The organism is Siccibacter colletis (assembly GCF_025914095.1).
GTDB lineage: Bacteria > Pseudomonadota > Gammaproteobacteria > Enterobacterales > Enterobacteriaceae > Siccibacter > Siccibacter colletis.
Genome location: NZ_CP074352.1, coordinates 481210 through 505659, shown reverse-complemented (window position 1 = coordinate 505659; position 24450 = coordinate 481210). Strand labels below are relative to the sequence as shown.

Here is a 24450-nt window from a genome sequence, read left to right as displayed (position 1 = left end):
TCCGATTTTCCTCTCGTTTACAGTCTCTTCGCATCAAAAGCATAACGTCCTGCGCACCGCACATGAAAATAGCGGCTCATGCCGGACACGATCTGGATTATGGAAAAGATGATGAGGATTATCAGAGGTAAAAAATATGAAAAAAAACGTACTACTGGGGTTAACGCTGTTGAGCACAACCTGTCTCGCGGCGGAGGATCAATCCGCCACCTTGTCTGTCGCTGGACGTCTGTTTCGGCCTTTTAGTTGTACAGTTTCCCTGAGCCGCCCTACGGTCGATTTAAAGAACCAGGTAATTGGGAGGATACCTAAGGTCGAAACCAGCCCAATAAACACGACGTCGTCCGTCCTGGTGGTGGCTAACATTACTGGCGCAGGGTGCAAAGATTACACCAATACCAGTAATTACTACGCTCGAACGGCGCTCCGGTTTAACGGCGTAGCAGACAACAATGACAGCACCGTTCTTGCCAATACAGCAAGTGACGACACCGCCGCAAAAGGTATCGCTGTTGGTCTCTATACGCTCGAGGGGGTTCGGTTCAAAATCAACAGAAATATTCCCTTGAGTGATGGCCAATTCCCCTTCTTTATCGGAATGGTCAAAGTCAATGATACCCCCAGTACCGGTAAGGTGCAGTCATCCCTGACCGTTTCCGTAGAGCATCTTTAAGAGATTGATCTTCATCCATAAAAGCAAAAACCCCGCAAAAACGGGGTCTTAATTAACGATGTTGAAGCTGACCGGTAAGCCACAGCTTTTCACAGAAAGCGTCGTGGTCAGTCGTGCATTTTTGCTTTACCCATAAAAGCAAAAACCCCGCCGAAGCGGGGTTTTCACAAAAATGTTGAAGCTGACCGGTAAGCCGGGTTCTGTCGTGGACAGTCATTCATCTAGACCAGCAATCGCTCACTGGTTCAAGCAGCCTACCCGGGTTCAGTACGGGCCGTACCTTGTGAACCCCTATTTGGCCTTGCTCCGGGTGGAGTTTACCGTGCCGCGAACTGTTGCCAGCCGCGCGGTGCGCTCTTACCGCACCCTTTCACCCTTACCTGATCCCGCTTGCGCGGGCCATCGGCGGTTTGCTCTCTGTTGCACTGGTCGTGGGCTTGCGCCCCCCAGGCGTTACCTGGCACCCTGCCCTATGGAGCCCGGACTTTCCTCCCCTCCGCCCGTCTCCCCCGAAGAGGACGACGACGAAGCGGCGACTGTCTGGTCAGCTTCGGCGCGAAGTATACCCTTGCCCTCTCCCGTATTGCAATCCTGTTCACCGCCGGGCGGAAATTAAGCCCGCTGCGTCCTCAGCCCGGAAGGGACATTCCCACCCGCAGGGTCGCGGCGATATTGCGCGAAGCGCGATAAATATTGTCGGCGGCGTTCTTCAGCGCCTCGTCCAGCGTCGTGACCGAGGTCAGTACGCTGAATACCGCATCAATACCGTGCTGATGCACCACACCCACATCATCGGTCAGACTCCCGGCGATGCCAATCACCGGCTTATGGTATTTTCCTGCTACCTGGGCCACGCCCACCGGCACCTTGCCATGAATACTCTGACTGTCGATACGCCCTTCGCCGGTCACTACCAGCGTACAGTCATGGACGTGTTCTTCGAGGTTGAGCGCCTCGGTGACAATCTCAATGCCGCTGCGCAGCTCCGCGCCGAGAAACGCCATCAGCGCCGCGCCCATACCGCCCGCCGCGCCTGCGCCTGGCACCTGCTTCACATCGATACGCAGCGTCTTTTTAATCACATCGGCGAAGTGCTCAAGGTTGCTATCCAGTTCGCGGATCATCTCCTCGGTAGCGCCTTTTTGCGGCCCGAAAATGCGCGACGCGCCCTGCTCGCCGATGAGCGGATTCGTGACGTCGCAGGCGACGCGGATGGTGCATTCCTTCAGCCGCGGCTCCAGCTCGCTGACGTCAATGCTGTTGAGGCTTACCAGGCTACCGCCGCCGTGACCGATCTCTTTGCCGCTGGCATCGTTCAGCCTGGCGCCCAGCGCCTGAATCATGCCTGCGCCGCCGTCATTGGTGGCGCTGCCGCCGATGCCGATAATAATATTGCGCGCGCCGTGTTCCACTGCATGCAGGATCAGCTCTCCGGTGCCGCGCGACGTGGTTAGCAGCGGATTACGCTTGCTTGCCGGTACCAGCGCCAGCCCGCTGGCTTCCGCCATTTCGATGAAGGCGGTATTACCGTCACCTGATAATCCCCAACTGGCCGTCACGCTTTCGCCCAGCGGGCCGGTGACGTGAGCAGAGAAAGTGGTGCCCTGCGTGGCGCTGACCATGGCATCTACGGTGCCTTCGCCGCCGTCGGCGACCGGCACGGAGACGTACTCAGCGTCGGGAAAAATCTCCCGAAAACCTTTTTCAATGGCCTGAGCTACCCCGGCGGCAGAAAGGCTCTCTTTGTATGAGTCAGGTGCGATTACTATTTTCATATTCTTCCGTGCCTGCGCGTGCCATGCGTGGAAAGGGATAACGGGCGCCTGCGCGCCCGGACCGTCAGCGGCTCACTTCGACTTTGGCAAGTTTTTCGTAATAGCAGGCCAGCGCGCTGTGGTCATCGTTGCCGTGACCGTCTGCGCGTAGCGCCTGCATCATCTCCATGACCGCCGCAGTCAGCGGCAGCTGTGCGCCTACACCGTGGGAGGTATCCAGCGCGTTCGCCAGATCCTTGATATGCAGATCGATGCGGAAGCCCGGCTTGAAGTTGCGATCCAGTACCATCGGCGCTTTCGCTTCCAGAACCGTACTGCCGGCCAGACCGCCGCGTATCGCCTGGAACACCAGTTCCGGGTTAACGCCCGCTTTGGTTGCCAGCGTCAGCGCTTCAGACATCGCCGCAATGTTCAGCGCCACGATGACCTGGTTTGCCAGCTTGGTGACGTTGCCCGCGCCGATATCACCAGTGTGCACCACCGATCCGGCCATCGCTTTCAGCAGATCGTAGTGCTTGTCGAACAGCGCTTTGTCGCCGCCCACCATCACGGACAGCGTGCCGTCGATGGCTTTTGGTTCGCCGCCGCTCACCGGGGCATCCAGCAGATCGATGCCTTTTGCCTTCAGCCCTTCGCTGATCTCCCGGCTGGCCAGCGGCGCGATGGAACTCATATCGATCACCACGGTGCCCGCTTTCGCGCCATCGATAATGCCGTTCTCGCCCAGAGCAACCTCTTTCACGTGCGGGGAGTTAGGCAGCATGGTGATGATGACATCGCACTGCTCAGCAACGGCTTTGGCGCTGCTGGCGCTTTCGGCCCCGGCGGCGATCACTTCCGCCACCGATTCCGGGTTACGGTCTGATACCACCAGCGAATAACCCGCCTTGATGAGGTTTTTACTCATTGGTTTACCCATGATACCCAGGCCAATAAAACCAACTTTCATCGTCATAGCTTTGTCTCTCTCGTTAATGTCGGGGGTGGTTACTTTTTGAAAGCGTCACACAGCTTCTGCGTGGCGCCGCGGAAAACACCGAGGTCGCTGCCGACGGCAACGAAGGTTGCGCCCCACTCCAGGTAGCGACGTGCATCGGCCTCGACTGGCGCGAGAATGCCGGAAGGCTTACCGTGCGCTTTAGCGCGGGCGAATATATGCTGAATGCAGCGCTGCACCTCAGGGTGAGAGGCATTGCCGAGGTGGCCAAGCGCCGCGGCCAGATCGCTTGGGCCGACAAAGATGCCGTCCACGCCCTCGGTGGCGGCAATAGCGTCAACGCTGTCCACACCCTGCTGGCTTTCGATCTGCACCAGGATGGTGATGTTTTTGTTGGACTGGTTCATGTAGTCCGGCACGGTGCCGAACATGTTGGCGCGATGGGAGACCGATACGCCGCGAATGCCTTCCGGCGGATAGCGGGTGGACGCCACCGCCAGCACCGCTTCCTCTTCGCTCTCCACAAACGGAATCAGGAAGTTATAGAAACCAATATCCAGCAGGCGCTTGATGATCACCGGCTCGTTGGTCGGGACGCGCACTACCGGCGCACTGTGGCTGCCCTTCAGCGCCATCAGTTGCGGAATAAAGGTGGTGACGTCATTCGGGGCATGTTCACCATCCAGCACAATCCAGTCGAAACCCGCCAGGCCGAGCACTTCGGTGCTGATCGGGTTCGCCAGCGCCGACCAGCAGCCAATCTGGGTCTGATGGGCCGCCAGCGCGGCCTTAAATTTGTTTGGGAAAATATCGTTCATCGCATTTACCTTGCCGTAGCCATTGCTTATTTGCGCAGTTCCATACGTTTGATGTCACCTACCACGAACAGATAGCAAACCATCGCCATCAGTGCCGAGCAGCCAACGAAGACCAGCGCCGCGTTAAAGGAGTGCAGTTCACTTACCAGGTAGCCAATCACCAGCGGGGTGACGATAGAGGCCACGTTACCGAACACGTTGAAGACGCCGCCGCACAGGCCAACAATCTCTTTTGGCGCGGTATCGGAGATGACCGGCCAGCCCAGCGCGCCAAACCCTTTGCCAAAGAACGCCAGCGCCATCAGGGCGATCACCAGCACTTCGCTGTCGGTGTAGTTGCACAGGATGATGGTGGAGGCGAGCAACATACCCACCACGATCGGCAGCTTACGGGCCAGGGTCAGGCTCTTGCCGCGTTTAATTAAGGAGTCAGAGAACACCCCACCGAGCACGCCGCCGGCGAAGCCGCACAGTGCCGGGATGGATGCCACCAGGCCTACTTTGAGGATAGACATCCCCTTCTCCTGCACCAGATAAATCGGGAACCAGGTAAGGAAGAACCAGGTGATGGTATTGATGAAATACTGGCCGAAAAATACGCCAAGCATCATGCGGTTAGTCAACATCTGCTTGATGTAGTGCAGCTTCGGACCGCCGTTCGCCCCGTCTTTCTTTTTGTGATCCATATCGACCACCGCGCCACCTCTAGAGATGAACGTCAGCTCCTCGGAGGACATACGCGGATGATCGGTCGGGTTATGGATGAACTTCACCCACATGAATGTCAGGCCGAAACCGATGACGCCCATCACGGTAAAGACGTGCTCCCAGCCCCAGGCGAAGGTCAGCCAGCCGAGCAGCGGCGAGAACAACGCCAGCGAGAAGTACTGTGCCGAGTTGAAGATCGCCGAGGCGGTGCCGCGCTCTTTGGTCGGGAACCAGGCGGCGACGATACGGGCGTTCGCCGGGAAGGACGGCGCTTCGGAGAAGCCGAGCATGAAGCGCATCATGAACATTGAGATGCCGGCCCAGGCCAGCGGCATGAAATCGACAAACCCCTGCAGGAAGGTGAACAGCGACCAGAAGAACAGGCTGTAGGTGTAAACCTTCTTCGAGCCGTAGCGGTCGAGCAGCCAGCCGCCCGGGATTTGCATCAGCAGATAAGCCCAGCCAAATGCAGAGAAAATGTAGCCCATTGATACGGCGCTGAGCTGAAGCTCTTTTGCCACTTCGGTACCGGCAATAGAAAGCGTGGCGCGGTCAGCGTAATTCACCGCGGTGACGATGAATATTATCAGCAATATTAAATAGCGGGTGGGCATCCCCTTTTTAGATTCAACAGCGGTATCCAGTAACATTATTGTAATCCTCGGCATAGAGAGCGTAATTCGGATTTTTATTTTTTGATGGGAAGTATCCCGGAGTAATTAAATAAAAGCGTTAGTGTCAGAACGCACTGAAATCCTCACCAGTATAGGCAGGCCAGTGCCATGCGGCACTGTGCATAAGCCTTACAAACTTATTCATTCAAGAATCCATCCTGGGCATTCGCACATAATCGTGGGCGCTCTGCCACAGATTTTATTTTTGCCCGTCAGGTACGGCGCGGCGCCGGGGAAATAAGTGATCGCCATCACATTCTTATTTATTCGCAGCTGACATTCTTTCGTGCAGATTCATTCATAAAAGATAACGAGCGCCACAAATAAGCTCGCTTTGATATTTACTTCTTAGCTGGAGAATAGTGAACAATGGCCGGCATCGAAATTAAACAACAGCCTCCTGCGGCGTTTTATATAAAAGTTCATGACACCGATAATGTCGCCATTATCGTCAATGATAACGGCCTGAAAGCGGGTACCCGCTTTCCTGACGGGCTGGAGCTGATTGAGCATATTCCGCAGGGCCATAAAGTGGCGCTGGAAACCATTCCGGCGCACGGCGAGATCGTGCGTTATGGTGAAGTGATCGGCTATGCGGTACGCGAAATCCCGCGCGGTAGCTGGATTGAAGAGTCGCTGGTGGAGCTGCCGAAAGCGCCGCCGCTGAATACGCTTCCGCTTGCTACCCGCGTGCCTGAGCCGCTGCCGCCGCTGGAAGGGTATACGTTCGAAGGCTATCGCAATGCCGACGGCAGCGTGGGCACCAAGAACCTTCTCGGCATCACCACCAGCGTGCACTGCGTAGCGGGGGTGGTTGATTACGTAATTAAGCTGATTGAACGCGACCTGCTGCCGCGCTATCCGAACGTGGATGGCGTGGTGGGCCTGAACCATCTGTACGGCTGCGGCGTGGCCATCAATGCCCCGGCGGCGGTGATCCCCATCCGCACCATTCACAACATCGCGCTTAACCCGAACTTCGGCGGCGAAGTGATGGTGATCGGCCTCGGCTGCGAGAAACTGCAACCGGAGCGTCTGCTGCAGGGCACCGAAGACGTGCAGGCGATTGCGGTGGACGATGCCAGCATTGTGCGGTTGCAGGATGAACAGCACGTCGGCTTCCGCTCGATGGTGGACGATATTCTGCGCGTCGCGGAGCGCCACCTTGCAAAACTCAACCAGCGCCAGCGCGAAACCTGCCCGGCATCTGAACTGGTGGTGGGCATGCAGTGCGGCGGCAGCGATGCGTTCTCCGGCGTTACTGCTAACCCGGCGGTGGGCTATGCCTCTGACCTGCTGGTGCGCTGCGGCGGCACGGTGATGTTCTCGGAAGTGACCGAGGTACGCGATGCCATCCACCTGCTCACTCCGCGCGCCATCAATGAAGACGTCGGCCGACGCCTGCTGGAAGAGATGGAGTGGTACGACAACTATCTGGACATGGGTAAAACCGACCGCAGCGCTAACCCCTCCCCCGGCAATAAAAAAGGCGGGCTGGCGAACGTGGTGGAGAAAGCGCTCGGCTCGATTGCGAAATCGGGCAAAAGCGCGATTTCAGAAGTGCTGTCACCGGGTCAGCGCCCGACCAAACGCGGCCTGATCTACGCTGCCACCCCGGCCAGCGATTTTGTCTGTGGCACGCAGCAGGTGGCCTCCGGCATTACGGTGCAGGTCTTCACCACCGGACGCGGCACTCCTTACGGTCTGATGGCGGTGCCGGTGATCAAAATGGCGACCCGCACCGAGCTGGCAAACCGCTGGTACGACTTAATGGACATTAACGCCGGCACTATCGCCACCGGGGAAGAGAGCATCGAGGACGTGGGCTGGAAGCTGTTCCACTTTATTCTGGACGTAGCGAGCGGACGTAAAAAAACGTTTTCCGACCAGTGGGGGCTGCACAACCAGCTGGCGGTATTTAACCCGGCACCGGTGACCTGATACCACGCGGATAAAAAAAGCACGGCATGTGCCAAAGTGCCGTAGGGCGGGTAAGCCTGCGCACCCGCCACCGGTGATGCTCCAGAGGTGGGTGCGCTACGCTTACCCACCCTACGCGCTGATACCCCACGGATAAAAAAAAGCACGGCATATGCCGTGCTTTTTTATTGCTGCAGCCGGGTTACTCCCCCTGCTGCTCCAGCGCGTATTTGTAGAGCGCATTCTTCTTCACGCCGTGAATTTCCGCCGCCAGCGCCGCGGCCTTCTTCAGGGGTAGCTCGGCCTGCAGCAGCGCCAGCGTGCGCAGTGCATCGGCAGGCAGTGCTTCTTCCTGTGCTTTAAACCCTTCGACAATCAGCACCATCTCGCCTTTGCGACGGTTCTCATCCTCTTTGACCCAGGCCACCAGCTCGCCAATCGGCGCGCCGTGAATCGACTCCCAGGTCTTGGTGATCTCCCGCGCCAGCACGACGTAACGCGTCTCGCCCAGTTCAGAACAGATATCTTCCAGGCTCTCGATCAGGCGATGGGTGGACTCATAAAAAATCAGCGTGCGCGGCTCCTGCTCCAGTGCGCGCAGCGTATCGCGTCGCCCTTTCGATTTTGCCGGCAGGAAGCCTTCATAGCAGAAGCGGTCCGACGGCAGCCCGGCAGCGCTGAGCGCGGCAATTGCAGCGCAGGGGCCTGGCAGCGGCACCACCTGAACCCCCGCTTCACGGCAGGTGCGCACCAGATGGTAGCCCGGATCGTTAATCAGCGGTGTACCGGCATCTGACACCAGCGCGATATGTTGCCCGTCCTGCAGCTTCGCCAGCAGGGTTTGCGCCTTTTGTTGTTCGTTATGGTCATGCAATGCGAAGAGGCGCGCATTAATGGCAAAATGTTGGAGCAATAAGCCGGTATGGCGGGTATCTTCTGCGGCAATAAGATCAACGGATTGCAGCACATCCAGCGCCCGCTGGGTAATGTCGCCCAGGTTGCCAATAGGTGTCGGCACGATATACAGCTTGCCCTGGGAATTCTCCGCGGAATCGTGTTGTTTCATTGTTTCGTCCGTTTTGCCGATTTACTATTGAGCATTGAGTAAAAAAATAACATTGGATACGTTATGGTACCGTCGATTTTTTATCGTTCTAACACCGCACGCTGTCTGCCGATAGTGCTGGCGACGCTGTTCTTCGCTGGCTGCGGCACCCAGGCGCCGGATCAGACTGCACCGCATATGCAAGGGAAAGCCGAGGCGGATTCCGGTTACTATCTCAACCAGATGCAGCAGGCGTCTGATGATAGCAAGACCAACTGGCAATTACTCGCCATTCGTGCCCTGCTGAAAGAGGGCAAGACCAACGAAGCCGTGACGCTGTTTAACCAGCTGCCGGAAGCGCTCGATAATCATCAGCGTAATGAACAGGCGCTGCTGGGCGCAGAAGCGAAGCTGGCGCAGCGCGACTACCCTGCCGCCACGGCGCTGCTCAATAACATCAAGCCGGGCGACCTCGAACAACCGCAGCAGGCGCGCTACTGGCACGCCGTGATTGTTGCCAGCGAGGGGCGTCCGTCGCTTTCGCTGCTGCGCGCCTTAATCGCCGAAGAGCCGCTGGTGACCGGTGCCGACAAACAGAAAAATATCGATACCACCTGGCAGACGCTGTCGCAGATGACTGCGGAGCAAGCCAATGCGCTGGTAATCAACGCCGATGAAAACACGCTTCAGGGCTGGCTCGATTTGCAGCGCGTCTGGTTCGACAACCGCAACGATCCGGAACTGATGAAAGCCGCAATCCGCGACTGGCAGACCCGCTACCCGAATAACCCCGGCGCGAAGCTACTGCCGACGCCGCTGACCAACGTGCAGAAATTCCAGCCGGCATCCGCCAATAAAATCGCGCTGCTGCTGCCGCTGAACGGTCAGGCGGCGGTGTTTGGCCGCACCATCCAGCAGGGCTTTGAAGCGGCGAAAAACGCCGGTACCAGCCCGGTGACGCCGGTCAGCGCGCCTGCAACCGCCACCGCTACTGCCGAAACGGGTACGGCAGCACAGCCGGTGCAGGCACCGGATACGGTCGCCAGCCCGTCGCAGGCGGCAGTAAACGATCTCACCAACGAACCGGAAACCCCGGACGCGCAGCCGGAACAGCCCGCCATACCGGGAGCGGCACCCACGCCAACCGCCGCCGCGCCGGCTAATCCAGGTGCCGAACTGAAGGTCTACGACACCAGCTCGCAGCCGCTGGCTCAGGTGCTGAATCAGGCCCAGCAGGACGGCGCCAGTATTGTTATTGGCCCGCTGCTGAAGAACAGCGTCGAAGAGCTGCTGAAGAGCAACACGCCGCTCAACGTGCTGGCGCTTAACCAGCCGGAAAACGTCGAAAGCCGTGCCAACATCTGCTATTTCGCCCTGTCGCCGGAAGATGAAGCCCGCGATGCAGCGAATCACATCTGGCAGGAGGGCAAACGCGCGCCGCTGCTGCTGGTGCCGCGTAGCGCACTGGGTAGTCGCGTCAGCAGCGCCTTTGCCGCTGAATGGAGCAAACTTGGCGGCGGTATTGTGCTGGAGCAGAAGTTTGGTTCCACCGCCGAGCTGAAAATGGGCATTAACAGCGGCTCGGGCATCGCCCTGACCGGTAGCCCGGTAAGCGCCAGCCTGCCGCAGCAGGAGAGCGTCACCATTGGCGGTCTGACCATCCCGGCACCACCGACCGATGCGCAGATCACCGCGGGCAGCGGCAAAGTTGATGCGGCCTATATTGTGGCAACCCAGGAAGAAGTGGCGCTGATCAAACCGATGATCGCTATGCGCGCGGGCAGCCAGAGCGGTGCTTCGCTGTATGCCAGCTCGCGCAGCGCCCAGGGTGGCGCGGGTGCCGACTTCCGTCTGGAGATGGAAGGCATGCAGTTCAGCGATATCCCGATGCTGACCGGCGCTAACCCGGCGCTGCAGCAGCAGGCGCTGGCGGCGGTGAATAACGACTATTCACTGGCTCGTCTCTACGCGATGGGCGTTGATGCCTGGTCGCTGGCGAACAACTTCTCGCAAATGCGTCAGGTGCCGGGCTTCCACCTGGCGGGCAACACCGGCGAGCTGACCGCCACCCAGGACTGCGTCATTAACAGGAAGTTAACGTGGCTCAGATACCAGCAGGGTCAAATCGTCCCGGCGAATTAACCCGCCAGCAGACAGGCGCCGCCTTCGAAACGCGCGCGCGCGCCTGGCTTGAGCGCAAGGGACTGCGCTTCGTCGCCGCTAACGTTCATGAACGCGGCGGCGAAATCGATCTGATTATGATGCACCGTCAGGTAACGGTATTCATCGAAGTGCGCTACCGCCGCTCTGCGCGCTATGGCGGTGCGGCGGCCAGCGTCACCCGCAGTAAACAGCAAAAGTTATTACGCGCCGCCCGCGTATGGCTCGCCAGACATTCCGGAAGTTTTGATACTGTGGATTGCCGGTTTGATGTGTTAGCCTTCACCGGCGACGACGTAGAGTGGATTACGAACGCCTTCACTCTGCCCTCCTGACCCGCAGGCGCCAGGCCCGTCACTCTGTTATATCGCAGGTAAGTTACGTTACCGTTCGCTTGTGCGGCTGCTGCTTCGACAGCGCGGTAGCACGCTTACCCGCTTACTTTAGTAAGGACCATCGTGCTCGAAAGAATTAAAGTCTGCTTCACAGAAAGCATTCAAACTCAGATTGCGGCGGCAGAAGCGCTGCCAGACGCAATTTCCCGCGCGGCGATGACGCTGGTTCAGTCTCTGCTAAACGGTAACAAAATCCTCTGCTGTGGCAACGGCACCTCAGCGGCCAACGCACAGCATTTTGCTGCCAGCATGATTAACCGCTTCGAAACCGAACGCCCCAGCCTGCCTGCCATTGCGCTGAGTACCGATAACGTGGTGTTGACGGCGATCGCTAACGACCGCATGCACGAAGAGATCTATGCCAAGCAGGTGCGCGCCCTCGGACATACCGGCGATGTCCTGCTGGCGATTTCTACCCGCGGCAACAGTCGTGATATTGTCAAAGCCGTCGAAGCGGCAGTAACCCGAGATATGACTATCGTCGCGCTGACCGGCTATGACGGTGGCGAACTGGCCGGGCTGTTGGGACCACAGGATGTGGAAATTCGTATCCCTTCGCACCGCAGCGCGCGCATCCACGAGATGCATATGCTGACGGTGAACTGCTTGTGCGATCTGATTGATAACACGCTTTTTCCACACCAGGATGACTAAGGAGCATTCATGAAGGCATTAACGCCACTGGCTATTCTGATTTCTGCCTTGCTGCTACAGGGTTGTGTGGGTGCCGTCGTCGTCGGCAGCGCCGCTGTCGCTACCAAAACCGCCACCGACCCGCGCACTGTGGGGACGCAGGTTGACGATGGTACGCTTGAAGTACGCGTAAACAACGCGCTGGATAAAGATGAGCAGCTGAAAAAAGACGCGCGCATCAACGTTACCGCTTATCAGGGTAAAGTGCTGCTGACCGGTCAGGCTCCGGGAAGCGACCTCTCTGCGCGTGCGAAGCAGATTGCGATGGGCGTCGATGGCGCAGCCGAGGTGTATAACGAAATTCGCAGCGGCCAGCCGATTGGCCTGGGCACCGCCTCAAGCGATACCTGGATCACCACCAAAGTGCGCTCCCAGCTGCTGGCAAGCGATCAGGTGAAATCCTCTAACGTGAAGGTGACTACCGAAAACGGGGAAGTGTTCCTGCTCGGCCTGGTGACCGAACGTGAAGGACAGGCGGCAGCGGATACCGCCAGCCGCGTCAGCGGTGTCAAACACGTCACCACCGCCTTTACGATCCTGAAGTAATCTTACGCGCCCCCTCACTCCCGCGAGGGGGCGTGCTTATCAGATCAGCGCTACGCTGCCGAGAAGTATCCCGCACAGAATAACCAGCCCACCGGTAAGCCACAGTGCTTTCGCCGGGAATGATTTGCGCAGCATAATCAGCGACGGCAGGCTCACTGCTGGCAGCGTGATCAGTAGCGCCAGCGCCGGTGCCACACCCATGCCCGCCATCATCATGGTCTGCACAATGGGGATTTCGGCGGCGGTAGGAATAACGAACAGGCAGCCGGCAATCGCCATCATCACCACCCAAAACAGCGTATTGTCGATCCCGGCATCCGCATGCGGAAACAGCCAGACGCGCGCCGCACCGAGTGCCAGCACGGCCAGTACGTATACCGGGATGGTGCTCCAGAACAGGTTCCACAGCGCGCTGCCCCAGCGGCGCATAAAGTGCTCGTCCGCCACGTTCTCTTCAGCAGGCATATCGACAATTACCGGAGCATCATCTCTGGTGTAGTGCTGAACCAGCAGCGCCACGCCGACCACGGTCAGGATACCCGCCAGCAGACGCACAAAGGCAAAATTCCAGCCCAGCACAAAGCCCATAAATACCAGCGTTGCCGGGTTGAGCAACGGGTTGCCCATCCAGAACGCCAGCGCCCCACCTATCGACACCGACTGGCGGCGCATACCCGCCGTCACCGGCGCAGCACAGCAGCTGCACATCATGCCCGGCAGCGACAGCAGCGTCCCAAACAGCGTGCCGGAGAGACGACGCTGGCCCAGGGTGCGCACCAGCCAGTTACGCGGGATCAGCACCTGCACCAGCGAGCCGAGGATCACCCCCAGCACCGCGGCTTTCCATACCGCCAGGAAATAGACCATCGCATAGTCGAGCGCCGCCCGGAACGGGCTGTCGCTGGCGTTAGCAAGAATGGAGTTACCAATGCTGTGCGTTTCGGAGGCGGTAAAGGCTTTGCCGTAATACGGCTGCCATTTCACATACCAGAGGCCGACAATAACGACGAGAAAGAAGAGCGCGGGTTTCCACCAGACGACTGGTTTGACCGCGAGAGATGAAGACTGACCAGCCATAACATTCCTCTGAATGGATAATTTGTAATGATTTTGTTGTAAAAACCGCGCTCATACTACGCCTGGGGCTGGCGCTTGAAAAGGGCTAAATCAGCGGCGTTTGTGTGGCTTTCTCGTGCAATTGACCGGAATTCAGGATAGTTACCTCCTCTCGCGCCGGCGAAAAAGCTTCGTTTAGCAAGGCGCGGGCAACGTCGCTGGCCTGCACCGAGCGCCATTTCGCGGGCAGCAGGCGAAACAGCGGGGCAAAAAGCGACTCGCCAGGGCGTCGTTTTTCACGTTTGCCCAGTAGCAGAGAGGGCCGCGCAATGGTCAGGCGCGGCCACTGCTGGGCGATAAGCGAGGCTTCCATCTCACCCTTCACCCGATTGTAAAAGAAGGGCGATCGCTTGCTGGCACCCACCGCGCTAACCACCAGCATATGCTTTGCGCCGAGCCGCAGCCCAGCCAGCGCGGTGTCCACCACCAGCGTATAGTCGGCAAGGATGAACGCCTCTTTGCTCCCCGCTTCACGCCGCGTGGTACCCAGGCAGCAAAAGACAATATCAATCGGCTCCGACAGCTGCGTCAGCACATCGGTCAGCTGCGGATCGCGCGGATTAGTCACTTTGCGCATCGGTGGCAGCGGACGCCGGGTCGGTGCGACGATCTGCGTAACGCGTGGGTCATCATTCAGCAGGCGAATCAAATGCCCTCCCACCAGCCCGGTCGCGCCGGTAATCAGTATGCGGCTCATCGTTGCCCCCCTTTACAGATAAGTCCGTGTTGCAATGTGGTGTGCCTGTACCAGGCTTAATAACCTGTGTTTGTTAATTATTTACCATTTACGGTGAATTACCTCACAGCATGATGCATCTGAAACCAAAACAACGGAGGAAATATGAGCAAGAAGATTGCAGTCTTGATCACCGACGAGTTTGAAGATTCAGAGTTCACCTCACCGGCTGAGGCGTTCCGTAAAGCGGGCCACGAGGTGGTCACGATTGAAAAACAAGCCGGTAATACCGTGAAAGGTAAGCAAGGAGAAGCGGAAGTCACCATCGACAAATCCATTGATGATGTGACGCCGGAGGAGTTCGACGCACTGCTGCTGCCGGGCGGCCACTCGCCGGATTCGCTGCGCGGCGACGAGCGCTTCGTCAGCTTCACCCGCGACTTTGTGAACAGCGGCAAACCGGTATTCGCCATCTGTCACGGACCGCAGCTGCTGATCAGCGCCGACGTGATCCGCGGCCGTAAACTGACAACCGTGAAACCGATCATCATCGACGTGAAAAACGCCGGTGCTGAGTTCCACGATCAGGAAGTGGTGATCGACAAGGATCAGCTGGTAACCAGCCGTACCCCTGACGATCTGCCCGCGTTTAACCGTGAGGCGCTACGCCTGCTTGGAGCCTGAAGGCTCGCGTAGCCAGTAGAATTTCTTACCAAAGCCCAGCGTGTTGTCGGTGAACTTCAGTTCATCGAGCCGGATCTCCCAGACCGGGGCCGACATTGCACGGGCTACCGGAAAGCGGTGGCAGTAGCGGCTACGCGCCGCGTCGCTTTCCGGGCCATTCAGCAATCGAATTTCACCTTTGAACTGTATGCCGCGGATCAAGGCGACGTTTTTCGGCTGGCCGCTGATCGTGCCGGCGACCCGAGCCGCCTCCCCCGTCAGCCTGCCGTGACGCGTCCCGGTGTCGCTGAGCAGCCACAGCACCATGTTGTCTGCATCAAAGCAGTAAAAGGCATTGGCGCACCACATGTCGTCTTCTGTTGCCACGCACCAGCTCACCACATGCTGTTTCGCCAGCCAGCGGCTGATTCTTTCCCGATTCTCCACGCTCTCTCCTGTTAACTGACCCTGCCCACCTGCGCCAGGCTGTGCTAGGGTAGCGCCATGCCCGATAACGCCATAACGCTTATGTCACCCTGGTATCTCTATCTTATCCGCACCGCCGATAATCGTCTTTATACCGGCATCTCAACGGACGTGGAACGTCGCCTGCGCCAGCATCAGCAGGGAAAAGGCGCGCGCTCACTACGCGGCAAAGGGGAACTGACGATGGTGTTCAGCACGCTGGTAGGCGATCGCTCCGCCGCGTTGCGGGCGGAGTATCGTATTAAACAGCTGACGAAACGGCAAAAAGAACAACTGGTTGCCGGAAGCGTGACGTTTGGCGACCTGCTTGGTCACCAGACGTTGGGCGAGGTATGCGACGAGGCCGCCGCTACACGCGATTGAAATGTTCCTGGTACTCCACGCGGCCGCTGACGCCGTTGAGCGCGTCGTCGGCCAGCGGACGGAGCTGGAACGCTGCTTCGGCACCTGGCCAGCGACAGTGCAGGCCATACCGGGCAGCCGGTTCAAAGCCCAGACGGCCGTAAAATGCCGGCTCACCAAGGGTAACCACGGCGGCATAGCCAAACTCGTTGAGCGAATCCAGCCCTTCATACACCAGCTGGCTACCCAATCCCTGGCCACGGTACGCCGCGTCAACCGCCAGCGGCGCGAGGCCCACCCACTGCAGCTCTTCGCCTTCCACCGCCACCGGGCTAAAGGCTACGTAGCCGATAACCTGCCCTTCGTCGTCGGTAGCGACGACACCAAGGGTTAACAGGCCATCTTCGCGCAGCTCGCGGATCAGCGCCGCTTCGGCGTCACGCTCGAAGGTACGGCGCAGCAGCGCATCAATGCCTGGCGCATCAATGGGAATTTCGACACGGATTAACATGCTTCACCTACAGAAGTAGTACGGGAGTCGGGGGCATCACGCATACCCGCTTCGACGAAGTCGGCCATCTGCATCAGCATAAAACGCAACGGTTTTGGCATGGCGTCCAGCTCGATGGTGTCCATCAGGTTTTTAACGTACAGACCCAGCTCGGTATCCCCCTCAATAATGAGGCGGCGCTGGAAAAAGAGGGTATCCGGATCCTGCTTGCGTGCTGCGATCATCAGCAGATCGCTGGCGTCGGCGCTGAAGCTGACGTCTGCCGGCGCGTTTTCGCGTACCACCAGCCGATCGTTTTCCAGCGAGATACACCATGAGAGATCGATATCGCGCACGCTAATACTCAGCCAGCGCCCGTCGAGAAACTCGAGTTCGCCTTCTGCCAGCGCCTTGCCGAGCTGCCAGTGCAGCAGCTGCTCCAGGGCCTGACGCTTGAGCGCGAATGGCACCATTTTTACCGGCGTTTTCAGCAAAGATGGTCCGGTACGAACCAGACGCGAACGAAGTTTATTCAACACGTACCCTTCTCCTCGTAAAAAAATATCCGGACATTGTGCCATATACCCCAGAGCGAATAGCGGCATAAATCAACTATCGGCCAGTTCAGGCTACCCCTTTATGGATGCCATCAATACGTCAATAAATGCCTTAAATCAAAAATTATTCGCAAAGGGTTAACTAAAATCCCCCTTCACTTAACATTTTCGCTGCTTAAAAAACGGGCAGCGCTGCGGCGCAATGCGCCATTCCAACCATGCAGGAAATCTTATGGAATTGCTTTGCCCCGCCGGTAATCTTCCGGCCCTCAAGGCGGCCATCGAGAATGGTGCCGATGCGGTTTATATTGGCCTGAAGGATGACACCAATGCCCGCCACTTCGCCGGGCTGAACTTTACCGAAAAGAAGCTGCAGGAGGCGGTGAGCTTTGTTCACCAGCACAAACGCAAACTGCATATCGCAATTAACACCTTTGCCCACCCTGACGGCTACGAGCGCTGGCAGCGTGCGGTTGATATGGCAGCCCAGCTTGGCGCGGACGCGCTGATCCTCGCCGACCTGGCGATGCTGGAGTACGCCGCGACCCGCTATCCGCACATTGAACGCCACGTATCGGTGCAGGCTTCCGCGACAAACGAGGAAGCGATTCGCTTCTACCACAACCATTTCGACGTCGCGCGCGTGGTGCTGCCGCGCGTGCTGTCAATTCATCAGGTGAAGCAGCTCGCCCGCGTCACGCCGGTGCCGCTTGAGGTGTTCGCCTTCGGCAGCCTGTGCATCATGGCAGAAGGCCGCTGCTATCTCTCCTCCTGGCTGACCGGCGAATCGCCTAATACTGTGGGTGCCTGCTCCCCGGCACGCTACGTGCGCTGGCAGCAGACGCCGCAGGGGCTGGAGTCGCGGCTGAACAACGTGCTGATTGACCGCTATGCGGAAGATGAGAATGCCGGGTACCCGACGCTGTGCAAAGGCCGCTATCAGGTTGACGGTCAGCGCTATCACGCGCTTGAGGAGCCCACCAGCCTGAATACGCTGGAGCTGCTGCCGGAGCTGCTGGCGTCCAACATTGCTTCGGTGAAAATCGAAGGTCGTCAGCGCAGCCCGGCTTACGTCAGCCAAGTGGCCCGCGTCTGGCGGCAGGCTATCGATCGCTGCATGGCCAACCCGCAGGCCTACACGCCACATGCCGAATGGATGCAGACCCTCGGCGCGATGGCGGAAGGCACCCAGACCACGCTGGGTGCCTATCACCGTAAATGGCAGTAAAGGAGTCACCATGAAATACTCTCTCGGACCGGTGCTCTGGTACTGGCCAAAAGCAACCCTTGAGGCGTTCTATCTACAGGCCGCAAACAGCAGCGCCGACGTCATTTACCTGGGCGAAACGGTGTGCAGCAAGCGCCGCGCCACCAAAACCGCTGACTGGCTGGATCTGGCCCGTCAGCTCGCCGGTTCCGGTAAGCAGGTAGTGCTCTCCACCCTCGCGCTGGTACAGGCTCCCTCAGAACTGACGGAAGTGAAGCGCTATGTGGATAACGGCGAGTTTCTGATTGAAGCCAACGATCTCGGCACGGTCAATATGGCCGCCGAGCGCAAGCTGCCGTTTGTCGCGGGCCACGCCCTGAACTGCTATAACGCGGTGACCCTGAAGATCCTGCTTAATCAGGGCATGACGCGCTGGTGCATGCCGGTGGAGCTGTCGCGCGACTGGCTGATCAACCTGCTGGACCAGTGTCAGCAGCTCGGCATTCGCGAGCGCTTTGAAGTGGAAGTGCTGAGCTACGGCCATCTGCCGCTGGCGTACTCCGCGCGCTGCTTTACCGCCCGTTCGGAAGATCGTCCGAAGGACGAGTGCGAAACCTGCTGCATCAACTACCCCAACGGGCGGCCGGTGCTCTCTCAGGAGGATCAGCAGGTGTTCGTCCTGAACGGCATTCAGACCATGAGCGGTTACGTCTACAACCTCGGCAATGAACTGACGGCCATGCAGGGGCTGGTGGATATGGTGCGGCTCTCTCCGAGCGGCCTGGAAACGCTGGCGCTGATTGACGCGTTTCGCGCCAATGAAAACGGTGCCGCACCGCTGCCGCTGACGGCGAACAGTGACTGCAACGGCTACTGGCGTCGCCTCGCCGGGCTTGAACTGCAAGCCTGATAACAGCTCACTTTGTTAACGCGGTGACAGCACTTTTCATGCAGTATTGAAATGACAGCTTTCTGGCGGCTCGCCGGGCAAAATGCCCGGAATGAGCCAGGCTGGAAGAAGACCTTCAATCTGATGACTATGCTGTTGCCGCCGCGTCATGCCGGCAGGCAAAGAAAAAAGTGAGCCGTTATGTCTGATAAATCTACCGTTGCTTTCTCCGTACTCGACCTCGCCCCGATCCCGCAGGGATCTTCCGCCGCCGACGCCTTCAGCCATTCGCTGGATCTGGCGCGCCTCGCCGAACGCCGGGGCTACAACCGCTTCTGGCTGGCGGAACACCACAACATGACCGGGATTGCCAGCGCCGCCACCTCGGTGCTGATTGGCTATCTTGCGGCGAACACCACCACCCTGCACCTCGGTTCCGGCGGTGTGATGCTGCCGAACCACGCGCCGCTGGTGATCGCCGAGCAGTTCGGTACGCTGGATACCCTGTATCCGGGGCGTATCGATCTGGGCCTGGGACGTGCACCGGGTAGCGATCAGCGCACCATGATGGCGCTGCGTCGTCATATGAGCGGCGATATCGATAATTTCCCGCGCGACGTAGCGGAGCTGGTGGAGTGGTTTGATGCCCGCGATCCAAACCCGCCTGTGCGCCCGGTGCCGGGCTACGGTTCGCGCATTCCGGTCTGGCTGCTCGGCTCCAGCCTGTACAGCGCACAGCTCGCTGCGCAGATGGGGCTGCCGTTTGCGTTCGCCTCCCACTTCGCGCCGGATATGCTGTTCCAGGCGCTGCACCTCTACCGCACCCACTTCAAACCGTCGGCACGGCTTGAGAAGCCGTACGCCATGGTGTGCATCAACATCGTGGCCGCCGACAGCAACCGCGATGCGGAATTCCTGTTTACCTCCATGCAGCAGGCCTTCGTGAAGCTGCGCCGCGGCGAGACCGGGCAACTGCCGCCGCCGATTGAAAACATGGAGAGCTTCTGGTCGCCATCCGAGCAGTACGGCGTTCAGCAGGCGTTGAGCATGTCGCTGGTAGGCGATAAGGCGAAGGTGCGTCACGGGCTGGAGTCGATCCTGCGTGAAACCCAGGCGGATGAGATTATGGTCAACGGTCAGATCTTCGATCACGCCGCGCGCCTGCACTCTTTCGATCTGGCGATGCAGGTGAAGGAAGAACTGCTGGGCTGATTCTCTTTAGCGTAAAACCAGGTGGATAAGCGTCAGCCTGTCCACCTTTTTTTATGGCTTAGTTCCAGACCGGCAGCAGATCGAAGGTCGACATCAGGTGCACCAGCGCGTTTACGATACCAAACACCAGAATCAGCACAATCATCGGCGTTCCACCCCAGACCCGGAACTGCGGGCTGCCAAAGCGTTTACGGGAAGCACGCGCCAGCAAAGCAGGAACAATTGCCGCCCAGATGGTGGCTGCCAGCCCGGCATAACCAATCGCATAGAGAAAACCATCCGGCCACAGCAGCCCGCCGATAATCGGCGGTGCGAAGGTCAGCAGCGCGGTTTTAAGGCGCCCGAGGCGGGAGTCGTCAAACCCGAACAGATCGGCCAGATAGTCGAACAGCCCCAGCGTCACCCCAAGAAACGAACTCGCTACTGCAAAGTTTGAGAACACCACCAGCAGCAGATCCAGGCTGCGGCTGTTCAGCACGCCGCTCAGCGCCTGCACCAGCACGTCAATGTTGCCGCCCTTCTGCGCAATCGCGATGAAGTCATGACGCGGAATATTGCCCATCGTCGCCAGCAGCCATACGGCATACAGCCCCAGCGCCAGCAAGGTGCCGCCGATCAGGCAGCGCACGATAACGCGCGGGTTTTTCCCGTAGTACTTCATCAGGCTCGGAACGTTGCCGTGATACCCAAAGGAGGCCAGACAAAACGGCAGCGTCATCAGCAGATAAGGCGTGTAACTGGGGTGCGACTCCGCCACGTTAAACAGCGTCGCGGGCTCGACATGCCCCAGCAGGCTGCCAAAGGTCAGGAAGAAGGTGATCACCTTCGCCCCGAGGACAATCGCCGTCATGCGGCTGACCGCCCGGGTGGAGAGCCAGACGATAAACGCGACCACCAGCGCAAACAGCAGACCGGCCAGACGCGCCGGGGCGTTTATCGACAGTTCGCCGAACGTATGGTGCAGGATCGAGCCGCTGGCGGAGATGTAGGCGTAGGTCAGGATGTAGAGCACAAACGCGATGGACAATCCGTTGATCCGGTTCCAGACGTTACCCAGCAGGTCGCGGGTCATGGTGTCGAAGCTGGCACCGACGTGATAGTTGAGATTGGCTTCGAGGATCATCAGCCCGGAGTGCAGCATGCAGAACCAGGTAAACACTAACGCCGCGAGCGACCAGAAGAACCAGGCGCCGGACATCACCACGGGCAGGGAAAACATGCCGGCACCAATGATGGTGCCGCCGATAATAACCATTCCGGCAAAGGTTGAAGGCGTAGCGCGGGTAAGTGCGGCTGAGGTCATGCAGTGCAGTCCTGAAAAATGATGATGTCTGTGCGCAGCATTGTACCAGTACATGAGTACATTGCAGATAAAAAAAGTCCCGATCGTAATGACCGGGACTGTATCGTTTACTTTACGCTATTAGCGCGGGTGATTATGCATCACGACGACGGGTCGGTGCGCCTTCAGGACGCGGACCACGGCTTTCACGACGCTCGCCGCCGAAGCTGCGACCACCTTCACGACGTTCACCGCTGAAGCGACGACCTTCCGGACGCGCGCCTTCGCGACGCTCACCGCCGAAACCACGGCCACCGCCGTTACCACCGCGACGCTCGCCACCACCGGTGCGCGGTTGCGCATCGCCCAGCAGCTGCATGTTCATCGGCTTGTTCAGGATGCGGGTACGGGTAAAGTGCTGCAGCACCTCGCCCGGCATACCTTTCGGCAGCTCGATGGTGGAGTGAGAACCGAACAGCTTGATGTTACCGATGTAACGGCTGCTGATGTCGCCTTCGTTAGCGATCGCGCCAACGATGTGACGTACTTCAACGCCGTCATCACGGCCCACTTCAATGCGGTACAGTTCCATATCACCAACATCACGACGCTCGCGACGCGGACGGTCTTCACCACCACGCTCCGGACGATCGCCACGCGGGCCACGGTCATTACGGTCGCCACGACGTTCGAAGCGGTCATCACGCTCACGGAACTCACGCTTAGGACGCATCGGCGCATCCGGCGGCAGGATCAGCGGACGTTCGCCCTGGGCCATTTTCAGCAGTGCTGCAGCCAGGGTTTCGATATCCAGCTCTTCTTCCGCAGCCGGCTGGATTTTCGCCAGCAGGGCACGGTACTGATCCAGATCGCTGCTTTCCAGCTGCTGCTGTACTTTTGCCGCGAACTTAGCCAGACGACGCTCGCTCAGCAGTTCTGCGTTCGGCAGTTCTACTTCCGGGATGGTCAGCTTCATGGTGCGTTCGATGTTGCGCAGCAGACGACGCTCGCGGTTCTCAACGAACAGCAGCGCACGGCCAGCACGACCCGCACGACCGGTACGGCCGATACGGTGAACGTAAGACTCAGAGTCCATCGGGATATCGTAGTTAACCACCAGGCTGATACGCTCAACGTCGAGGCCACGGGCAGCAACGTCAGTAGCAATCAGGATATCCAGACGACCGTCTTTCAGACGCTCCAGGGTCTGCTCACGCAGCGCCTGGTTCATGTCACCGTTCAGCGCGGCGCTGTTGTAACCGCTGCGCTCCAGCGCTTCAGCCACTTCCAGGGTCGCGTTCTTGGTACGCACGAAGATGATCGCCGCGTCAAAGTCTTCCGCTTCCAGGAAACGCACCAGCGCTTCATTTTTACGCATGCCGTAAACAGACCAGTAGCTCTGGCTGATGTCCGGACGAGTGGTCACGCTGGACTGAATGCGCACTTCCTGCGGCTCTTTCATGAAGCGGCGGGTAATGCGACGGATCGCTTCCGGCATGGTCGCGGAGAACAGCGCGGTCTGATGTTCAGCCGGGATCTGCGCCATGATGGTTTCAACGTCTTCGATGAAGCCCATACGCAGCATCTCATCCGCTTCATCCAGTACCAGACCTTTCAGGCTGGAGAGGTTCAGCGTGCCACGCTTCAGGTGGTCCAGCAGACGGCCCGGGGTACCCACAACAATCTGTGGGCCCTGACGCAGGGCGCGCAGCTGCACGTCATAACGCTGGCCGCCGTACAGGGCCACGACATTTACGCCATGCATATGTTTAGAGAAATCGGTCATTGCTTCAGCAACCTGAACCGCCAGTTCGCGGGTCGGCGCCAGCACCAGGATTTGCGGTGCGCGCAGGTCTGAATCAATGTTGTTAAGCAGCGGCAGAGAGAACGCTGCGGTTTTGCCGCTACCAGTCTGGGCCATACCCAGAACATCGCGACCGCCAAGCAGATGCGGAATACATTCAGCCTGGATTGGAGATGGTTTTTCGTAACCCAGATCGTTAAGGGCTTCAAGGATAGGAGCCTTCAGGCCCAGATCAGTAAAAGTGGTTTCGAATTCAGCCATGTAGTACGAGTGCCTCAGAATTAATGGCGGCCAGTCTACATAACTCATCGTGAAAATTTTCTGCAATTTTCATTAAAAGTGTGAACCGGCTCAAAGTATGTGGATTGACGAACAAACAAGCCCTCACCCGCTAAGGTGATGACTCACAAGGAAAAAATGGGCTGAAAGTTCGTCAGCTATTGCTGGTCCGATTCTGCCAGGTCTTCTTGCTCCTGGCCCAAGAGCGCTAATTCCAACAATGCGTAACGGTGCTCAACAAAGTTGTGGACGTTGTTTGCAACCGCCAGTTTGAACAGTGCCGTGGCGCTGTCCTTATCCCCCAGACTTAGGTAGTACTTACCTAAATAGAAGTTGGTTTCACTGAGATGCTCAGCGAGCGAGGTGTTATCCGTTGCGTCTGCCTTCAGGCGATCCATCAGCGTTGCTTCGCTAATGTTGCCCAGCCAGAACTCGACAATGTTCCATCCCCATTGTTCTTTATCCGACTTCTCGAAGCGCTGTTGTAACGCTTCTTTGGCCTGCTTCTCATCGAGCTTCTGCTCAACGATATAAAGCCACAGGCTGCGGAAAGGATCATTGGGATCGTCTTGATAAAACGCCAGCAGATCATCTTGCGCTAGCTTGTCACGTCCGCCGTAGTAGAGGGCGATTCCGCGATTCAAGTGCGCGTAGTTGTAAGTTGGATCAAGCTCAAGTACAGAATCAAACGCTTCATAAGCGGCATCAAAATTGCCCGCTTGCGTTAAATATATGCCTAAGTAATTGAATACTTCAGGCATATCAGGTCGGATTGCCAGCGCTTGTGAAAAATCATTTCGCGCTAAGGCTCGCAGACCGAGACTATCATACAACACTCCGCGCTCATATAAAAGCTGTGCGCGCTCATCATCGGTTAAAGCCCGACTTGCGAGGATTTGTTCCATGCGTGCCAGAATGACTTCCTGCTGCAAACTGGGTTGCAGAGGCACCGCCAGCACTTCACTCTTACGCCAGGCAGAGTTGCTGCATCCTGCCAGCGTTAAAGCTGTCGCAACGAAACACCAGCGCAAAAAAGGCTTCATTTCCTACTCCCGACGACAACAATTGGATGAACATCCTGTTCCCCGGCTGCAAACACAGCA

General features: G+C 58.3%; 25 protein-coding genes and 1 other RNA gene. 11 read left to right on the top strand and 15 right to left on the bottom strand.

What is annotated here, in order from left to right:
- The first annotated feature begins 136 nt into the window (after window positions 1-136).
- Entirely contained in the window at window positions 137-673 is a 537-nt protein-coding gene (locus KFZ77_RS02515) for a fimbrial protein (protein WP_264385341.1), read from the top strand.
- Between the two features lie 173 nt (window positions 674-846).
- Here the strand turns inward: KFZ77_RS02515 and rnpB are convergent.
- The 5 genes from rnpB to KFZ77_RS02490 all read right to left on the bottom strand — a co-directional run bounded on the left by rnpB (window position 847) and on the right by KFZ77_RS02490 (window position 5561).
- Window positions 847-1225: RNase P RNA component class A (gene rnpB / locus KFZ77_RS02510), an RNA gene on the bottom strand.
- 77 nt (window positions 1226-1302) lie between these two features.
- Window positions 1303-2448 carry a glycerate 2-kinase gene (gene garK / locus KFZ77_RS02505; protein ID WP_264385340.1) on the bottom strand — a complete coding sequence of 382 codons (1146 nt, stop codon included), beginning with the start codon at window positions 2446-2448 and terminating at the stop codon, window positions 1303-1305.
- Between the two features lie 64 nt (window positions 2449-2512).
- On the bottom strand, window positions 2513-3403 hold the full coding sequence (gene garR, locus KFZ77_RS02500; protein WP_031518987.1) for a 2-hydroxy-3-oxopropionate reductase: 891 nt from the start codon (window positions 3401-3403) through the stop codon (window positions 2513-2515).
- A 32-nt stretch (window positions 3404-3435) separates the two neighbouring features.
- Window positions 3436-4203, bottom strand: a complete 768-nt coding sequence (garL, locus tag KFZ77_RS02495; protein ID WP_264385339.1) for a 2-dehydro-3-deoxyglucarate aldolase — start codon at window positions 4201-4203, stop codon at window positions 3436-3438.
- A 26-nt stretch (window positions 4204-4229) separates the two neighbouring features.
- Window positions 4230-5561, bottom strand: a complete 1332-nt coding sequence (locus KFZ77_RS02490; RefSeq protein ID WP_264385338.1) for an MFS transporter — start codon at window positions 5559-5561, stop codon at window positions 4230-4232.
- A gap of 393 nt (window positions 5562-5954) precedes the next feature.
- On the opposite strand from KFZ77_RS02490, the gene garD reads away from it, so the two are divergent.
- Window positions 5955-7526 carry a galactarate dehydratase gene (garD, locus tag KFZ77_RS02485; RefSeq protein WP_031518991.1) on the top strand — a complete coding sequence of 524 codons (1572 nt, stop codon included), beginning with the start codon at window positions 5955-5957 and terminating at the stop codon, window positions 7524-7526.
- Window positions 7527-7707: 181 nt separating this feature from the next.
- On the opposite strand, the gene rsmI is transcribed toward garD, so the two are convergent.
- A complete protein-coding gene (gene rsmI / locus KFZ77_RS02480) occupies window positions 7708-8571 on the bottom strand; it encodes a 16S rRNA (cytidine(1402)-2'-O)-methyltransferase (protein ID WP_264385337.1) in 864 nt (287 codons plus the stop codon).
- A gap of 63 nt (window positions 8572-8634) precedes the next feature.
- Here rsmI and KFZ77_RS02475 point away from each other — a divergent pair, with 63 nt between their 5' ends.
- The 4 genes from KFZ77_RS02475 to dolP all read left to right on the top strand — a co-directional run bounded on the left by KFZ77_RS02475 (window position 8635) and on the right by dolP (window position 12344).
- On the top strand, window positions 8635-10692 hold the full coding sequence (locus KFZ77_RS02475) for a penicillin-binding protein activator (RefSeq protein WP_264385336.1): 2058 nt from the start codon (window positions 8635-8637) through the stop codon (window positions 10690-10692).
- Complete coding sequence (locus KFZ77_RS02470) at window positions 10650-11045, top strand: YraN family protein (protein ID WP_072001938.1); 396 nt, start codon at window positions 10650-10652, stop codon at window positions 11043-11045. The genes KFZ77_RS02475 and KFZ77_RS02470 overlap by 43 nt, the downstream gene beginning before the upstream one ends.
- A 123-nt stretch (window positions 11046-11168) precedes the next feature.
- Window positions 11169-11759 (top strand): DnaA initiator-associating protein DiaA, encoded by a 591-nt coding sequence (diaA, locus tag KFZ77_RS02465; RefSeq protein ID WP_031519000.1) that lies wholly within the window; start codon window positions 11169-11171, stop codon window positions 11757-11759.
- A gap of 9 nt (window positions 11760-11768) precedes the next feature.
- On the top strand, window positions 11769-12344 hold the full coding sequence (gene dolP / locus KFZ77_RS02460) for a division/outer membrane stress-associated lipid-binding lipoprotein (RefSeq protein ID WP_264385335.1): 576 nt from the start codon (window positions 11769-11771) through the stop codon (window positions 12342-12344).
- Between the two features lie 39 nt (window positions 12345-12383).
- Here the strand turns inward: dolP and KFZ77_RS02455 are convergent, their stop codons facing one another.
- Both KFZ77_RS02455 and KFZ77_RS02450 read right to left on the bottom strand, forming a co-directional pair.
- Window positions 12384-13421 carry a permease gene (locus KFZ77_RS02455; protein ID WP_264385334.1) on the bottom strand — a complete coding sequence of 346 codons (1038 nt, stop codon included), beginning with the start codon at window positions 13419-13421 and terminating at the stop codon, window positions 12384-12386.
- Between the two features lie 85 nt (window positions 13422-13506).
- Window positions 13507-14157 carry an NAD-dependent epimerase/dehydratase family protein gene (locus tag KFZ77_RS02450; RefSeq protein ID WP_264385333.1) on the bottom strand — a complete coding sequence of 217 codons (651 nt, stop codon included), beginning with the start codon at window positions 14155-14157 and terminating at the stop codon, window positions 13507-13509.
- 144 nt (window positions 14158-14301) lie between these two features.
- Here KFZ77_RS02450 and KFZ77_RS02445 point away from each other — a divergent pair, with 144 nt between their 5' ends.
- The gene (locus tag KFZ77_RS02445; protein WP_031519004.1) at window positions 14302-14820 is read left to right on the top strand and encodes a type 1 glutamine amidotransferase domain-containing protein; all 519 of its coding nucleotides are present in this window, start codon (window positions 14302-14304) and stop codon (window positions 14818-14820) included.
- On the opposite strand, the gene KFZ77_RS02440 is transcribed toward KFZ77_RS02445, so the two are convergent.
- On the bottom strand, window positions 14800-15246 hold the full coding sequence (locus KFZ77_RS02440) for a YhbP family protein (protein WP_264385332.1): 447 nt from the start codon (window positions 15244-15246) through the stop codon (window positions 14800-14802). The two genes, KFZ77_RS02445 and KFZ77_RS02440, sit on opposite strands and share 21 nt — an antisense overlap.
- Before the next feature lie 81 nt (window positions 15247-15327).
- Between KFZ77_RS02440 and KFZ77_RS02435 the strand changes: the two genes are divergently transcribed.
- Window positions 15328-15648 (top strand): GIY-YIG nuclease family protein, encoded by a 321-nt coding sequence (locus KFZ77_RS02435; protein ID WP_051640443.1) that lies wholly within the window; start codon window positions 15328-15330, stop codon window positions 15646-15648.
- Here KFZ77_RS02435 and KFZ77_RS02430 read toward each other — a convergent pair.
- Together KFZ77_RS02430 and ubiT are read right to left on the bottom strand one after the other, a co-directional pair.
- On the bottom strand, window positions 15635-16138 hold the full coding sequence (locus tag KFZ77_RS02430; protein WP_264385331.1) for a GNAT family N-acetyltransferase: 504 nt from the start codon (window positions 16136-16138) through the stop codon (window positions 15635-15637). The genes KFZ77_RS02435 and KFZ77_RS02430 overlap by 14 nt on opposite strands.
- Window positions 16132-16656, bottom strand: a complete 525-nt coding sequence (ubiT, locus tag KFZ77_RS02425) for a ubiquinone anaerobic biosynthesis accessory factor UbiT (protein ID WP_264385330.1) — start codon at window positions 16654-16656, stop codon at window positions 16132-16134. Before ubiT ends, KFZ77_RS02430 begins: the two co-directional genes overlap by 7 nt.
- 250 nt (window positions 16657-16906) lie before the next feature.
- Between ubiT and ubiU the strand changes: the two genes are divergently transcribed.
- From ubiU to KFZ77_RS02410, 3 genes are all read left to right on the top strand, one after another.
- The gene (ubiU, locus tag KFZ77_RS02420) at window positions 16907-17902 is read left to right on the top strand and encodes a ubiquinone anaerobic biosynthesis protein UbiU (protein WP_264385329.1); all 996 of its coding nucleotides are present in this window, start codon (window positions 16907-16909) and stop codon (window positions 17900-17902) included.
- Between the two features lie 10 nt (window positions 17903-17912).
- Complete coding sequence (locus KFZ77_RS02415) at window positions 17913-18791, top strand: U32 family peptidase (protein WP_264385328.1); 879 nt, start codon at window positions 17913-17915, stop codon at window positions 18789-18791.
- Between the two features lie 180 nt (window positions 18792-18971).
- A complete protein-coding gene (locus KFZ77_RS02410; protein WP_031519011.1) occupies window positions 18972-19982 on the top strand; it encodes a luciferase-like monooxygenase in 1011 nt (336 codons plus the stop codon).
- 58 nt (window positions 19983-20040) lie between these two features.
- On the opposite strand, the gene mtr is transcribed toward KFZ77_RS02410, so the two are convergent.
- The 4 genes from mtr to nlpI form a co-directional block, all read right to left on the bottom strand.
- Entirely contained in the window at window positions 20041-21285 is a 1245-nt protein-coding gene (gene mtr / locus KFZ77_RS02405) for a tryptophan permease (protein WP_264385327.1), read from the bottom strand.
- 133 nt (window positions 21286-21418) lie between these two features.
- Complete coding sequence (locus tag KFZ77_RS02400) at window positions 21419-23329, bottom strand: DEAD/DEAH family ATP-dependent RNA helicase (RefSeq protein ID WP_031519013.1); 1911 nt, start codon at window positions 23327-23329, stop codon at window positions 21419-21421.
- Window positions 23322-23402 carry a protein YrbN gene (gene yrbN / locus KFZ77_RS02395; RefSeq protein ID WP_097563900.1) on the bottom strand — a complete coding sequence of 27 codons (81 nt, stop codon included), beginning with the start codon at window positions 23400-23402 and terminating at the stop codon, window positions 23322-23324. Before yrbN ends, KFZ77_RS02400 begins: the two co-directional genes overlap by 8 nt.
- A 103-nt stretch (window positions 23403-23505) precedes the next feature.
- Entirely contained in the window at window positions 23506-24390 is an 885-nt protein-coding gene (gene nlpI, locus KFZ77_RS02390; protein ID WP_031519014.1) for a lipoprotein NlpI, read from the bottom strand.
- Window positions 24391-24450: the final 60 nt, after the last annotated feature.